This is a genomic window from Arcobacter lacus, assembly GCF_003063295.1.
GTDB lineage: Bacteria > Campylobacterota > Campylobacteria > Campylobacterales > Arcobacteraceae > Aliarcobacter > Aliarcobacter lacus.
Map to the genome: position 1 here is coordinate 295151 of NZ_MUXF01000001.1, position 14164 is coordinate 309314.

Here is a 14164-nt window from a genome sequence, read left to right on the forward strand (position 1 = left end):
TTATTGCAAAAAACTATATTTTTTTTGCAATAATTAAAGTTGAAATATTCATAGAAAAAGCTTTCACATAAACTGGCTCTAAACCTGATTGTTTTAACTCTTTACATAAATTCTCAGTTGTTAAAAACTCATCAATTGAATCAGGTAAATATCTGTAAGCTTCTTTATTTTTAGAGATTAATCCACCTAAAACTGGAAGAACTTTGTTTAAATAAAAATCAGTTAAATGATCAAGTAAATTCTCTTTTTTATTTTTAGTAAATTCATTTATTACAACTAAACCATCTTTTTTCAAAACTCTTGCAAACTCATCAAAAGCTTCTTGTCTTTGAACTACATTTCTAATACCATAAGAAATAGAGATAATATCTGCACTTTTATCAATCAAAGGCATTTGTGTAGCATAAGCTTCTATAAATTCAACATCAGGAAGTTTTTTCTTACCAACTTCCATCATACCAACGCTTGGATCAACACCAATAATATTTTTTAAATTTATACCATTTTCTTTTGCGACTTGTTGCCAAAAAAGTATCATATCACCTGTTCCACAAGCAACATCAACTATCTTTTCTATATCTTTTTTTGCATACAATTCAAAAGTTTTATTACAAGCTTTATTTCTCCAAGATTTATCAATTCCCATTGATAAAACTCTATTTGCTATATCATAAGTTCCTGCTATATTATTAAACATCGATACAATTTTTTCTTGTTTTTCCATAATTTTCCTTTTAAATGATTCCCATTAAAAAGGAACCGTTTTATTTAATAACAACTTTTAGAACAAAGTCTAAATTTTAATTTTTTTATAAAAGATATTTTCCAATTAATAAACCAATAATCAAACCAATATTTCCAGCAACTAAAATTGCCATAATTGATAACTTTTTATCAGCATAAGGAAGTCTATTTATAATATCTTCTTGGTGTTTTAAAGTCTCTTCAAAGTTTTGTGATGATTTTTCTAAATTTTCCATTGCTTTATTTATAGCAATTTCAGAAAATTCCATTCTTTCAACTAGCTCTTTGGCTTGTTTGAAACTCATATCACTCATTTTTTAATTTCTATCCATTTATCTAAATCACAAAAAATTCTATTTAAAGTATTTAATACATAATCTTTTGCTTCTGTTTGTATTCTTCTAAAAAAGAGATATTTTCTTGCTGCTTCAATATCTCCTAATTCTTTTGCACTCATAGCTTTTGCTGCAAAATCAGTATTATTATAAGCCATTTCCCAAACAGTACTTCCTAAATATCTACTCATTGTTATAATCTTGTCATTTTTAACTGGAAAATATTTTGGATCTTTTACAAAATCACAAATTACAGAATTTGAATCAAGATATTTATGTCCGAAAAAATTAATAAATTGCTCATTATAATAATCTTCATCCATAGAAATAGCTCTTGTTAATGCAAAGATTAGATTATCTTCTGGATTTTTTTCAATTTTTTTAATTTTTTTCATAGTTGCAATTGCATTTTTTCCATCAAGCTCACCATCACCTAAAGGAATAATCCATTTTACATTTCCAAATGAACCAACTTTTTTTATCTCATCAAGAACTAAAGAAGATGTTTTATTTCCACCAACATCAACTATAACTTCATGTTTATCATCCATTAAGATTAGTTCATCTAAATCTGTTATTTTGTTTGTTCCAAGCATTCTTTTATCTACAATTTCTGTTCTTGTAAAAGATCTTGAATCATTATTTTCATCATCAATTTCTATGTAAGTTATCTTTTTACCATGCTTTTTATATAAATAAGGTGCGATTACTTGCATAGCAACTGTGGATTTTCCAACGCCACCTTTTGTTTGAGGAATTATTATCATCAATTAAACCTTTTTTAGCAATAATGTACTGATTTTATCGTAAATATTATTAAATAATAATTGCTTGAGTGATTATCAAATCTGAACTATTACAATATTTTTTTATCTTAAAACTATTTTTTGCAATACCATCTTCAATATCAACAACCATCATTTGTAAAATCGATTTACATGAGTTTGGAACTTCAAAATGTCCACTTATACCTGTCGTTACTTTTTGTATAGGAATTTTTGCATCCATTCCAATAACATTATCATAACAACCTGTCAATCCAATATCTGTTAAATATGCTGTATTTTCAAAGATTTGTAAATCATCTGTTCCAACATGAGTATGAGTTCCACAAATAGCACTTACTTGATTTTTTAACATCATTAACATTATTCTTTTTTCACTTGTTGCTTCAGCATGAAAATCTATAAAAATATTTTTAATATTTTCTTCTTGAAGTTTTGAAATTAATTTTTTTGCCCAATTAAAAGGATTTTCAACAATTGGCATACCATATTGTCCCATTAAATTTATAACTGCAAGTTTTTCATCTTTTATTTCACAAATTTTTACTCCACTTCCAACTAAACCTTCTGGATAATTATCTGGTCTTAAAACATTTGAAGTTTCAAGTAAAGCTAACATATCTTTTTTCTTATCAAAACTATGATTTCCACCAGTTATTAAATCTATTCCACTTTTAAAAAGCTCTTTAGCACTGTCAACAGTTAATCCAAAACCATGACTTGCATTTTCTCCATTTGCTATTATAAAATCTATATTAAACTCAGCTTTTATTTTTATCAAATTTTCTTTTATAATTTTTCTTCCAGGTCGTCCAACAATATCGCCTATAAATCCTATTCTCATTTATCTACTTTCATCTATATATTTTTTTAATTTTATTTCAAAAACTGCACCTTCATCTTCATTATATGCTGTTATAGTTCCATTTTGTTCTTCTATAATTTTTTTAGCTATATTTAAACCAATTCCCATTCCACTGTGATCTTTTGATGATACAAATGGTTCAAAGATATCATTTATTATATCTTCTTTTATTCCTCCTGCATTATCTTTAAATTTTACAATTATTTCATTTTCTTCTTCATATAAGAAAATATTTAAATTTCTATTTTCATAATTTTCAATTTTTATTAACTCATCAAGAGCATTATTTATAACTATAACCCAAACTTGTTCTATTCTTTGTTTTTGCACTTTACTAAAAAATGAAAACTGATTTTTATCTATATTATTTATATCAAACTGCTCATTATTTAAGTAAATTCTACTTATTTGTTTTGAGCGATTGTGTACCATTGTTAAAGAAGTTATTAAAGTGCTATAAATATTTGTTTTTTCTTTTACTTCTTTGCTACTTTGAGCCATTTCTCTCATTGATTCAACAATATTTGCAATTCTATTTATTCCCTCTTTCATTTTTTCACTATCAAGTAACATTCTATCTTTTATATCTCCATCTGGTAAATCCAAAATATCATAAGACATCATTTCAAGGTTACCTTTTATATAAGTAAGTGGAGTATTTATTTCATGTGTAATTCCAGCGGCTAATGATCCAATATAAGTCAATTTTGCATTTTTTAGTTGTTCTTGTTGATGGAACTTATCTTTTTGAATATTTTTTTCAACTTCTTGTTTAATTTTTTCTGCCAAATCTAAATTTAACTCTTGTAATTTTCTTTTATCTTCCAAAGAATTTATCACAAAAACAACTCTTTGTTTATCACTTAAAAGACTTAAAGAAAGCTCTAAATGAATCGGTGTTTTATCTTTTTTAATAAATATTTTTTCCAATTTTGAGATATTTCCTATGTCATCTATCTCTTTTAATATTTTGTCTAAAATAGTTTTTGAGTCATCTTCTACAACATCTATACAAGTCATTGTCAACAATTCATAACTTGTATAACCTAGAAGTTCACCCATTTTACTATTTAGTTTCACAAATTTTCCATCTAAATCAATCAAAGCAATTCCACTATGAACATTTTCAAAAATAGCATCATATTCATCAATTTGATTATTTAAATTATTATATAAATTTTCTATTTTTTTCTTGTTTGTTCTATCTGTACAAATTATATTATAAGAATCAATTTGATCATTTTCAAAAATTACTTCAATAAGTAAATCAACCCAAAAAAGTTCACCATCTTTTTTTGCACCTTTTATTTCATTTAAATGAAAAATTTTTTCATTTAATCGTTTTCTTACCATTCGTCCCAATTTTTTTATATCTTTATGAATTAATATTTTATAATCATGTCCTATCAATTCAGCTTCAGAAAAACCTAAAAAATAGCAAAAAGCTTTACTTACTTTTGTTATAAATCCATTTTTATCTATACGAATAAACATAATATGATTATCCATAATTTCTTGATTTTCATTTAGTTTTAAATATTTTTCTTTTATATTTAAATCTAATTTTTTATTGTCTTCTTCAATATTCCTATTTAATTTAGAAATTATTACTGAAAAAATCAAAGCTATAAAAAAAGCTATAAAAAATCCTGAAATTATAATAGATTTGTGATATTGTTCTATAAAATCTTTTTTTGATTCACTTTTTTTCTTTATTAAAAAAGTAAAATATTTTTTATTATCAATATAAACTTTTTTTGAAAAATAATCTTCTTCTTTAAATGAACTTGATTTGAAATCATTTAAAAATGTCCCTTTAGGATCAAGTATTAAAGTTTTTTTAGAAAAATCACTAGATAAACTTTGTAGAATATTTTCCAAGTCAATTTTTAAAATATAAAAATCATCTTTATTTCTAATAATAAAGTTGATAGTTTTTGAGATATCTTCATCGCAGTGAAATAAAACTTCTTTGTATTTTAAAACTCGCATCTCTTTAAAATAACTTTTAGAAAATAAATTCTTTAATCGATAATCTTTATCTGATTTTGTATTTTTTTGATTAAATAATTTCAATATTTCTTTAGAGTCTAAAGCTACTACTTTAAAAGCTATTATATTTTCATCTTCAAAAACTACATTTTCAATAAAATTTTTAATTTCATTTTGATTTTTAAACTCTGGAATAATAGATTGAATAAGCAACAATTTTTCATTATATTTTTTTAAATATGATAAAAACTTATCTTCTTGCTGATTTAAAATATTTTGACTAATTTGACTATCTTGTTTATTATCATAAATAGTATAAAAATTATTAAAAAGATAACTAATAAATCCTAATATAAGAGTAGCAAATAAAATAAATGCTAAAAATAATTTTATATAAAACGAAACTCTCATTTAATCTCTTTTGTTAGTTTTATATAATATTTAGTTTCATCTTCACTATTTTTACACCAAAATAATCCACTGTTTTTTTCAATAAGTAATTTAGCCAAGTATATAGATGTATCAAAATATTTTTCTTCTGAAGATAGTATTTCATCAAGTATAATTTTTTTATTTTTGCTTTTTATATTATCTTCTATTTTAATAAGAATATTATCATTCATATTCTCATAAATTGCACTTACGCATATTTTTACATTTTCAACTCTATTTAAATCTACTTGTTCAATACAATTTTTTAATATATTTATTATTATATTTTTTAACTCAGCAAATAAGATGTTTATATGAATTTCTTTATCAATATCTAATTTCACTTCTATATTATGTTTTTCTAATTCATTTTTTAAGTAGCTAAGTGACTCATTTGCAACAGCTAAAAGATTTGAATTTTCACTTTTTCTTGGATTAAAAATATATTTAATTTCATTTAAGATATCTGATAAACTTTTTAGTTCTGATTCTATATTTTTTTCAATATCTCTTAGATTCTTTTCTGAAATGTCATCTTTTTTAAGATTTTTTAATCTTAGTATTTCAAAAAATATTCTTGAAATTGGAACTTTCCATTGGTGTCCTAAAGAGTCTAAAATTTTTGACATTAAAGCAACTTTTGCACTTTCTACTAAATTTTTATCTCTCACTTTTATGTCATTTAATTTATTTGATAAATCTTCTTTTAACAGTTTATTTATTTTTTCAAACTGCTTAGTATCAGTTATATCTGTTCTTATTGAACTATATCCTACTATTTCATTTTTTAGATTATATCTTGGGAAAATAATAGATTTTATCCAATATGTATTTCCAAATTTATCTCTATTTTTTATTTCACCTTGCCAATATCCTTCAATTTTTAGAGTTTCCCAAAGGTTTTTAAAGAACATATTCGACATATCTGGATGTCTTAAAAGATTTATATTTTTTCCTATAATCTCTTCTTGCGAATATCCAGAAACTTTATAAAAACTTTTAGTTGCAAAAACAACATTTCCTTGTAAATCCAAATCAACTTTTATAATATAATTATCAACTTGTTCAAAAATATTTTCATACTTTTTATTTATAAAATCTCTTTGTGATTTAATATTTACCATTTTATAAATAATAAAAATTATAAAAAATGCTATTAAATTTAGAATTACCAATAATTTATTGTAAAAACTATTTATCTTCTCTATTTGATTTTTTTTATCTAAATCATAACTCATTAAATAGATACTATTTTTATAAAAATCAGAATAAAAAATTGGTATAAAAACTACTGGAATATTTGTATATCTATCTTCAATAATTAAACTAACTTCTTTTTTATTACCAAAGTTATTTATTAACTCTTTTTTTTGTTGTTCAGATATTTTGATAATATTTTCAAAATTAAAGTCATTTGAAATAATCTCTTTATATTCAATATGATTATCTTTTTTCATATTTTTTATTAAAGTTTCTAACTTAAATTCTATATTTACTACACCTAAAAAATTTAGTTTTTCATCAAAAATTGGTTTTGAAAATAGAATATAAATATTTTTTTCAAGAATTTTAAAACTAACTTCTTCTTTTTTATTTAAAACAACTTTTTGTACAACTTTTGATGTAAAGTTATCTTTTAAATTATCTTTTAAACTAAAAATCAACTCTTCTTTAGGATTATAAATACTTAATTCATCTAAATCTAAAATTGAATAAAAAGATAAACTGAGTTCAAGTTCTTCATAAAACTCTTTTTTCAGTGAAGCCAAATCTAAATTACTTTTTAATATTTTTATAGTTTTTTTGTTTTTTATGAATTCATTAAAATAAATTAGTTCAGAATTGTTCATATAAGTATTGTAATAGTTCAAATACTCTTTATATGTATTTTGTTTATAATTTTTCAAAGAAGTTTCAAACTCTTTTTCTTTAAAAAAATCTAAAAATAGAATTATTAAAAAAAAAGAGATTAAAAAATAGAAAAAATACCTAAAAAATAGGTTTTTGTCATTCATTTAGTGTTTCTCTAAAATATCTATTATCTTTTTTTCTAAATGTTGTAAAGAATCAAAAGGTTTCATAACATAATTCGTAGCACCCTCTTTATGAGACTTTAGAACCTTATCTAAAGTTGAATATGCTGTCATCATAATAACTTTTTGATTTTCATTTTTTTCTTTTATTTTTTCAAGAACTTCTAATCCGTTCATTTGTGGCATCATAATATCTAATAAGATAATATCATAATTATTGATATTCAAAGATTCCAATGCAGCAAGAGGATTTGCATAACTTGCTACTGAGAATTTTGGATTTCTACTTAAAAATCTACTTAGAAGATTTAAAATTTCTACTTCATCATCGATGATAGCTATTGAATATTTTTTATCCATTTGTTTTTTCTCCTTCGAATAATGTTTTAGCTGCTTCTTTCATAATTAAATCACTTTTTTCATCTAAAATCTTATCTAAGTATATAAATACTTGTTCACTTGCTTTTTCTACTAACTCAATTTTATCTTCTATTAATTGTTTTGAACAAGAAACTTTATTTCCTGAACACTCATTTGCCAATAAGTTTGCTTCATGATGTACAGTATGGTGATATTTTTCTAAAGCTTTATAAGATGGAACAACACTAAATTGCTCTCTTCCTAAACCTGTATCATACCATTTCCCTAATCTACAATTATGATGATCTACTGGTTTAAAGTTATGTTCTCCTCCAAAAATCAATTGGTAAAGATTATTTTTATAAATAACATGGTCAAGTTTTGCAAGATTTATAAAAATTCTATTTGAAATACTTTCAACTTCATAAACTCCTCTATTAGAATTTTTTTGGAAAGTATTCATCAATTTACTTAAAACACCAATTCTTGATTTAGTTTCATTTACTACACTTGATACTGTTTCTGAACTTTGTTTAATTTTTTCTGTTTCACTTTGAATCAGATTTACAACATCTTTTATCTGTTTTGCAGCATCTGCACTTCTTGTTGCTAAGTTTCTTACCTCTTGAGCAACAACAGAGAATCCTTTTCCAGCTTCACCAGCAGTTGCAGCTTCAACAGCTGCATTTAAAGATAAAATATTTGTTTGGAATGCTATTTCTTGAATTATATTTATTACTTGCGCAATATCTTTACTTTTTGAAACTAAAGAGACTACAACTTCATTTTCAAGCTCTATTTCTTTGTGTAAATTGTCTGTATCATAAACTATCTCATTAATTAAATTTAATCCTTGAGTTGAGCCATTTGCTGTTTCTTTAGACTCTTTAGACATATCTTGTAATTCATCTAATAAAGTTAAATATGTTTGTTGTGTACCATTTAAAGATTTTGTCATATTTATATTGTGTCTTGATAATAAACCACCGTCTTTGTTATCGTGAATTGAAGTTTTTTTAAGTGAAACTATTTTTTTATTTTCATAACTTTTTACTTCTATGTGTGCTTCACAATCTTCTAAAACTAAACTAGGTTTTTCATTTAAAACAGCATCTAACACAATAGAAAAATCTTTTATATTTGATTTTGATAAATTATTTGCAAAAAATAATTCATTTTTTTCATCAAAAACAACTAAACCTTCTTCTTGAGAAAAAGATGCTATTTGTTTGTATAATTCTACATCTTTTGAATTTTTTTCTAAAGCACTCTCAAGTTTAAAAGAGTAATTTTTTTCAATCTCTTCAATTTGTTTATCTTTTTGTAGTAATTGATTTTTTAAATCTTCAATTTCTTTGTCTAAATAAGCAACTTTTTCTTCTAAATTTTTATTTCCAAAAAACATAAAATACCCTCTATTGATATCATTTAATAATATATGATAACTAAGATAATCTTATATATTATTTAGGTACAAAGAACAACTATGTGCTTGACTAAATACTATTTGAAAATTAAAGCCACCGAGTTCTCCTGTTATATCTAAACATTCTCCTATAAAAAAGAGATTTTTTTGTTTTAAACTCTCAAAAGAAAGATGATTTATCTCATCTGTATTAATTCCACCTTTTGTAACTTCTGCTTTTGTAAAACCAAAATTTCCTGCTGGTGAGAATTCATAATTTTTTAATAATTTTAATTTTTCTATCTCATCTTGTGTTAATTTTGAAATTGCTTTATCTTCTAAGTTCTGTGAGACTAAAAATTCTTGAATAAATCTTTTGGCTAAGGGAAAAGATGATGAGATATTTTTATTTCCAGTTAAAAACTTTTCAATTTTTTTATTTGGTAAAAAATCAAGTACAATTTTTCCTTTTTTCCAATACAAAGATGTAGTTAAAATAAGTGGACCAGAACATCCTTTATGTGCAAATAAAAGCGAACCTTCAAAAGTTTTATCTTCTACAAAAGCTTTTGCAGGGAGTGAAACTCCTGATAAATTTTTAAACCAAAATTGTTCTTTTTGTACAGTAAATCCTACAAGTGCAGGTTCTAATTTTTTAATTGTGTGTCCAAATTTTTGCGCAATATCAAAAGCAATTGAACTTGCACCTAAAAGTGGAAAAGACAGTCCTCCACTTGCAACTACAAGTTTTTTTGCTTCAATAATTTTTGAATCAGTTTTTATTTTATAAAACTCATCAAAACTTACATCTAAAACTCTTGTTTCAAGATACTTTTTTACATGAGTTGTAAGTTTTGAAAACATATCAATAACATCTTGGCTAGAGTTACAAAAATATGTTCCTTTTACAATTTTTGGATTAACTTTTGGGAAAACTTGATTTTTATTTAAAAAAGACAATAAATCATCTTTTGAAAATCTTTCTAAAATAGCTTTTATAAAATTTTCATCACCTAAATAATTTTTATAAGTTACAAATTCATTTGTGATATTGCATTTTGCACCACCTGAAACTTTGACTTTTGGTGCTAGAGTTTTCGAACTTTCAATCAAACATATATTTTTATATTTTTTTTTATCTAATTTAGAAGCTAGCATTAAACCACTAGCTCCTGCTCCAATAATTGCTATATCGTAAATCTTTTATCCTTTTTTACAAATAAATCTATTCAAACCATCAATATATTCATAATCCAAAATATAACCGTTTGCTTTAAAAATATTGTAAACAATATATAAACCTAAACCAAAAGAGTTTTTTGATTTATCTTCACTTGAAAAAAATGGTTCAAAATATTTTTCAAAAGGAGCCTCTAATTTTTTTCCACTATTCTCAAAAATTATATTCTCATTTTCTACTTTAATTACTACTTCTCTATTTGGGGAGTATTTAACTGCATTGTCTATTAAATTTTTCATTGCAATAGAAAAAAGTTTAAAATTTACTTCTATTTTTTTATTTTCATAATTTTGAATAACTCTTTCATCTTCTATCATCAAAATATCTTTTGCATTATCTATAATATCATCTAAAAAATAAACTTTTTTTTCTATATTTTTTGTCGAAGAGATAAGTTCTTCTATTGTTGCAAACTCATTTATGAGAGATTCTAATCTATCAAATACTGATTTTAATTTTTCATTATTTTCTTCATTTTGTTCTAATTGAGTTAAGAATTTACCTTTTGTAATAGGAGTTTTTAGTTCATGCATAATATTTCTAATAAAAACATTTCTAGCTTCTTTTAGATTTTTCAATTTTGAACTCGTTTTTTTAAACTCCATAGCAAGTTGAGAAACTTCATCTTTTGCTTCAATATTTTTATATTCAAAATCAAAATTTTCATCACCTAAACTTTTCACTTTATCTTTTAAAATTTTTAAAGGTATCAACTTTTTTAAAGACATCAAATATAAAATTGTAATTGTAATAAGTAAAATAGAAAAAACTAAAATGATATATATTTGTCTATTACTATTAAATCCATTTTCATCTTTCACTAAAACTTCATTATCTTTAACTTTCATATATAAATAGTAGTCAGTATTGTTTTTTAAAATTCTAAAAATATCTCCATGTTTAGGGTGAATTCTTTCTGAATAAACTTCCATTTTTTTGTCATTGATAATTTTATTTATTTGCTTTTCGTCAACATATAGTTTATAATTCATCTCTTCAAAATTTTTTATAATCTCTTCATTAAAATCAAACTCAATTCTATTTATCATTTTTGAAATAGGTATATATCTATCATAGATTTGTTCTTCTTGTGCTTTATAACTATTTGCTAAAATAATTATAAAACTAATGATTACCAATAAAATAGAAATAATAAAACTTATTAGAATAGTAAAAAAAATTGATTGTCTATTTATCATTGTATAAATTTATATCCCATTCCTCTAATTGTATGTAAATATTTTGATTCTTTTGAATTATCTTCTATTTTATGTCTAATTCTATTTATAATAACAGCTAAAGAACCTGAACTTTCATAATCTTGATTTAAAAGATCAGAATTTTCAAATATATCTTCTCTACTTATTACAAAACCTTCTCTTTTTATCAATAAAGATAAAACTTCAAATTCAGCAGCAGTCAGTTTTATAAACTTACCATCTTTTGTTATCTCTTTTTTTTCTTCATTTAATCTAAAAATTTTACCTTTTGTATCTTCTTCACTACTTTGAGAGTTATTAAATCTTCGTAAAATTGTTTTAATTCGCACTTCAAGTTCTCTTGGATCATAAGGTTTTGGCAAATAATCATCAGCTCCAAGTTTAAGTGCTGTTACTTTATCTGCAATATCACTTCTTGCACTTGAAATAATAATAGGGATATTAAAACTTTTAACTATCTCTTTACAAACATCTAATCCATCCATTCCAGGTAGTGTTAAATCTAAAATTATTAAATCATATTTGTTTACTTTTAAAGCAGAAAGAGCCAAATATGGCTCTTCGTAATTTGTAACTTCAATGTTAAATTGCTTTAAATATTGACATAGAACTTCTGCTAACTCTAAATCATCTTCTATCATTGCAATTTTTATCAAAATTTATCCTTTTCAATTTACTTTGAATGGTGTTTATAAAAATATCTAAAGTAAACAAATTCTAAAAGGCTTCAAAAAAGCCTTATTTTTTATTTATTTTTTCTTTTTTTAAATCAATTAGTACTTTTAGTTGCTCTTTTTGTTTACTATCTAAAACTGCATAAGTTTTTTCGATAACTTCAGCTCTTGATTTTAGCATAGAATCTCTTTTTTCATTCTCAATTTGAATAAATTTTGCTTTATCAAATCCATCTTTTGTAAATGCATCTAGTGGATTTTTTTCAGTATTTCTACTTTCATCCATAATTTTTTTGATATCTTCTTTTTGTTTAGTAGTTAAATTTAATTCATGAATTAATCCAAAAATATCATTTCCACCTCTATTTTCTTTACCTTTAAAATCACCTTTTTGATGCATACAATTTGGTCCATCAAATCTTTTATCATCTTTTTTCATTTCACCATTTGCAGCAAAAAGTGCTCCTGCAACTAAACCTGTTATAACTAAACTTGAAACTATTTTTTTCATTTTCTACTCCTTTTTTAAAGTATGAAATTATTACATTGTGCTTTTAATCATTTTTAAATTTTATATTAATCAAAACTTAACAATCTTTGGCTAACATATCAGAATGAAAATAAGAGTCGGAACATTTAACCTTTTTCAATTTTGCTCTCCACCATTCTCTTTTTATACAAAAAAAGAAAAATTCACACTTGACGAATGGAATGAAAAGATAGCTTGGTGTAAAAATCAACTAAATCTTATGAATTGTGATATTGTAGGATTTCAAGAAGTTTTTTCTAATGATGAACTAAAAAATTTATGTTTAGAACTTGGATTTAAGTACTTTGAAGTTGTGGATTTTGCAAAAGTTGATAAAAAAAATGAAAAAATTTATATAACTACAACAGTTGCAATTGCTTCAAAATTTCCAATAGTAAATATAGAAAAAATAGATACAAAAAGTTTTAAGTTTGCAAGAATTCCAATAAAAGCCATAATTTCTCTACCAAATGAAAAAAATATAACAGTTTATATAACACATCTAAAATCAAACAGAGAAAATGAATTTGAATATATTTTTACAAAAAATGATACTTTAGAAGATAAACTAAAAAAAGTTGAAGTTGCTTTAAAAGATAACTATTCTTTATCTTTAAAACAAAGAATTAATGAAGCTAAAATACTTTTTTATGATATAAAATCAAATAAAACTCCTACGATTTTAATGTGCGACTTAAATGACAAAGAGTTTTCTATAACAATTGATGCTCTTACAAATAAACGATTTTATAATAAAAATTTAAAAAAAGATGACTATTTACTCTTTGATGCTTACTATTTACATAAACCAAAGATTTATAATCCTCATCCAGAATTTAAAGGAATAAAAAGAACTCCTACAAGCTATTTTGCTGGAAAAGGAAATATTTTGGATTATATTTTTGTATCAAAAGAACTTCAAAAAATCAGTTCTTATGAAGTTTTTGATAAACATTTACAAAAAAATCACAATGGAAGTTTAAAACAAAGTGATCATGCTCAAGTTGTTTGTGAGATTGAAGTTTAAATAGTTTTTTTCAATACTAAAAGTTTAAGTTCTTCATTTGTATTTGGTGTCCAATATTCTGATTTTGGAAACTCTATAAAACTATTTGTATTTTGGTATCCTCTTCTTATGTAATAGTTGATAAGTTCAGTTCTAGAAGAAATTACTTCCATTATAAAAGTAGATTTCTGCCAAAGTTTTGATGAACTATTTTCTGCAAATTCTAAAAGTTTTTTTCCTATTCCACTTGCTTGTGATTTTGTATCAACAGCAAAAAGTCCAATATGAATACTTTCACCATCAAGTTTGGATTGAATAGTTCCAACTATTTTATTATCAACTTTTGCAATATAAGTTTTAGTATTTTTTTCTTCTAAAATCTTTTTCATCATATCTTCATTTACTCTAATTCCATCTAATATATGAGATTCAGTTGTCCAAACTTTATCTTTTTTTTCTCCTCGATAAGCTTCATTTATCAAAAGAATAACTTCTTTTATATCTTCTTTTTGTAATTCTTTAAATTGCAAGTTCATCGTTTCTT

General features: G+C 23.6%; 14 protein-coding genes. 1 reads left to right on the forward strand and 13 read right to left on the reverse strand.

The genetic code is table 11. From position 1 onward, the window contains the following. Positions 1-13: 13 nt before the first annotated feature. From ubiE to B0175_RS01605, 12 genes are all read right to left on the reverse strand, one after another. A complete protein-coding gene (gene ubiE / locus B0175_RS01550) occupies positions 14-724 on the reverse strand; it encodes a bifunctional demethylmenaquinone methyltransferase/2-methoxy-6-polyprenyl-1,4-benzoquinol methylase UbiE (RefSeq protein WP_108526970.1) in 711 nt (236 codons plus the stop codon). A gap of 85 nt (positions 725-809) precedes the next feature. Further along, positions 810-1058, reverse strand: a complete 249-nt coding sequence (locus B0175_RS01555; RefSeq protein WP_108526971.1) for a hypothetical protein — start codon at positions 1056-1058, stop codon at positions 810-812. Next, the gene (locus B0175_RS01560) at positions 1055-1846 is read right to left on the reverse strand and encodes a P-loop NTPase family protein (protein WP_108526972.1); all 792 of its coding nucleotides are present in this window, start codon (positions 1844-1846) and stop codon (positions 1055-1057) included. The genes B0175_RS01555 and B0175_RS01560 overlap by 4 nt, the downstream gene beginning before the upstream one ends. Positions 1847-1895: 49 nt before the next feature. Beyond that, the gene (locus B0175_RS01565; protein WP_108526973.1) at positions 1896-2708 is read right to left on the reverse strand and encodes a TIGR00282 family metallophosphoesterase; all 813 of its coding nucleotides are present in this window, start codon (positions 2706-2708) and stop codon (positions 1896-1898) included. Continuing rightward, positions 2709-5132, reverse strand: a complete 2424-nt coding sequence (locus tag B0175_RS01570; RefSeq protein ID WP_108526974.1) for a PAS domain-containing sensor histidine kinase — start codon at positions 5130-5132, stop codon at positions 2709-2711. It abuts the gene before it with no gap. Continuing rightward, a complete protein-coding gene (locus B0175_RS01575; RefSeq protein WP_108526975.1) occupies positions 5129-7168 on the reverse strand; it encodes a PAS domain-containing sensor histidine kinase in 2040 nt (679 codons plus the stop codon). Before B0175_RS01575 ends, B0175_RS01570 begins: the two co-directional genes overlap by 4 nt. After that, the gene (locus B0175_RS01580) at positions 7169-7546 is read right to left on the reverse strand and encodes a response regulator (protein ID WP_108526976.1); all 378 of its coding nucleotides are present in this window, start codon (positions 7544-7546) and stop codon (positions 7169-7171) included. It abuts the gene before it with no gap. Further along, positions 7539-8951 (reverse strand): methyl-accepting chemotaxis protein, encoded by a 1413-nt coding sequence (locus tag B0175_RS01585; RefSeq protein ID WP_108526977.1) that lies wholly within the window; start codon positions 8949-8951, stop codon positions 7539-7541. The genes B0175_RS01580 and B0175_RS01585 overlap by 8 nt, the downstream gene beginning before the upstream one ends. 51 nt (positions 8952-9002) lie before the next feature. Further along, positions 9003-10136: a BaiN/RdsA family NAD(P)/FAD-dependent oxidoreductase gene (locus B0175_RS01590; protein WP_322873859.1), complete on the reverse strand. Its 1134-nt coding sequence runs from the start codon at positions 10134-10136 to the stop codon at positions 9003-9005. 18 nt (positions 10137-10154) lie between these two features. Continuing rightward, positions 10155-11390: an ArsS family sensor histidine kinase gene (locus tag B0175_RS01595; RefSeq protein WP_108526979.1), complete on the reverse strand. Its 1236-nt coding sequence runs from the start codon at positions 11388-11390 to the stop codon at positions 10155-10157. Further along, positions 11387-12067 (reverse strand): response regulator transcription factor, encoded by a 681-nt coding sequence (locus B0175_RS01600; RefSeq protein WP_108526980.1) that lies wholly within the window; start codon positions 12065-12067, stop codon positions 11387-11389. Before B0175_RS01600 ends, B0175_RS01595 begins: the two co-directional genes overlap by 4 nt. 82 nt (positions 12068-12149) lie before the next feature. Next, on the reverse strand, positions 12150-12596 hold the full coding sequence (locus B0175_RS01605; protein ID WP_108526981.1) for a Spy/CpxP family protein refolding chaperone: 447 nt from the start codon (positions 12594-12596) through the stop codon (positions 12150-12152). A gap of 103 nt (positions 12597-12699) precedes the next feature. Between B0175_RS01605 and B0175_RS01610 the strand changes: the two genes are divergently transcribed. Further along, on the forward strand, positions 12700-13641 hold the full coding sequence (locus tag B0175_RS01610; protein ID WP_108526982.1) for an endonuclease/exonuclease/phosphatase family protein: 942 nt from the start codon (positions 12700-12702) through the stop codon (positions 13639-13641). Here the strand turns inward: B0175_RS01610 and B0175_RS01615 are convergent. Beyond that, positions 13638-14156 (reverse strand): GNAT family N-acetyltransferase, encoded by a 519-nt coding sequence (locus B0175_RS01615; RefSeq protein WP_108526983.1) that lies wholly within the window; start codon positions 14154-14156, stop codon positions 13638-13640. The genes B0175_RS01610 and B0175_RS01615 overlap by 4 nt on opposite strands. Between the last annotated feature and the right edge of the window lie 8 nt (positions 14157-14164).

Coding starts and splice junctions, on each gene's coding strand:
- ubiE (WP_108526970.1), bottom strand. CDS start 724: ATGGAAAAACAAGAAAAAATTGTATCGATGTTTAATAATATAGCAGGA.
- B0175_RS01555 (WP_108526971.1), bottom strand. CDS start 1,058: ATGAGTGATATGAGTTTCAAACAAGCCAAAGAGCTAGTTGAAAGAATG.
- B0175_RS01560 (WP_108526972.1), bottom strand. CDS start 1,846: ATGATAATAATTCCTCAAACAAAAGGTGGCGTTGGAAAATCCACAGTT.
- B0175_RS01565 (WP_108526973.1), bottom strand. CDS start 2,708: ATGAGAATAGGATTTATAGGCGATATTGTTGGACGACCTGGAAGAAAA.
- B0175_RS01570 (WP_108526974.1), bottom strand. CDS start 5,132: ATGAGAGTTTCGTTTTATATAAAATTATTTTTAGCATTTATTTTATTT.
- B0175_RS01575 (WP_108526975.1), bottom strand. CDS start 7,168: ATGAATGACAAAAACCTATTTTTTAGGTATTTTTTCTATTTTTTAATC.
- B0175_RS01580 (WP_108526976.1), bottom strand. CDS start 7,546: ATGGATAAAAAATATTCAATAGCTATCATCGATGATGAAGTAGAAATT.
- B0175_RS01585 (WP_108526977.1), bottom strand. CDS start 8,951: ATGTTTTTTGGAAATAAAAATTTAGAAGAAAAAGTTGCTTATTTAGAC.
- B0175_RS01595 (WP_108526979.1), bottom strand. CDS start 11,390: ATGATAAATAGACAATCAATTTTTTTTACTATTCTAATAAGTTTTATT.
- B0175_RS01605 (WP_108526981.1), bottom strand. CDS start 12,596: ATGAAAAAAATAGTTTCAAGTTTAGTTATAACAGGTTTAGTTGCAGGA.
- B0175_RS01610 (WP_108526982.1), top strand. CDS start 12,700: ATGAAAATAAGAGTCGGAACATTTAACCTTTTTCAATTTTGCTCTCCA.
- B0175_RS01615 (WP_108526983.1), bottom strand. CDS start 14,156: ATGAACTTGCAATTTAAAGAATTACAAAAAGAAGATATAAAAGAAGTT.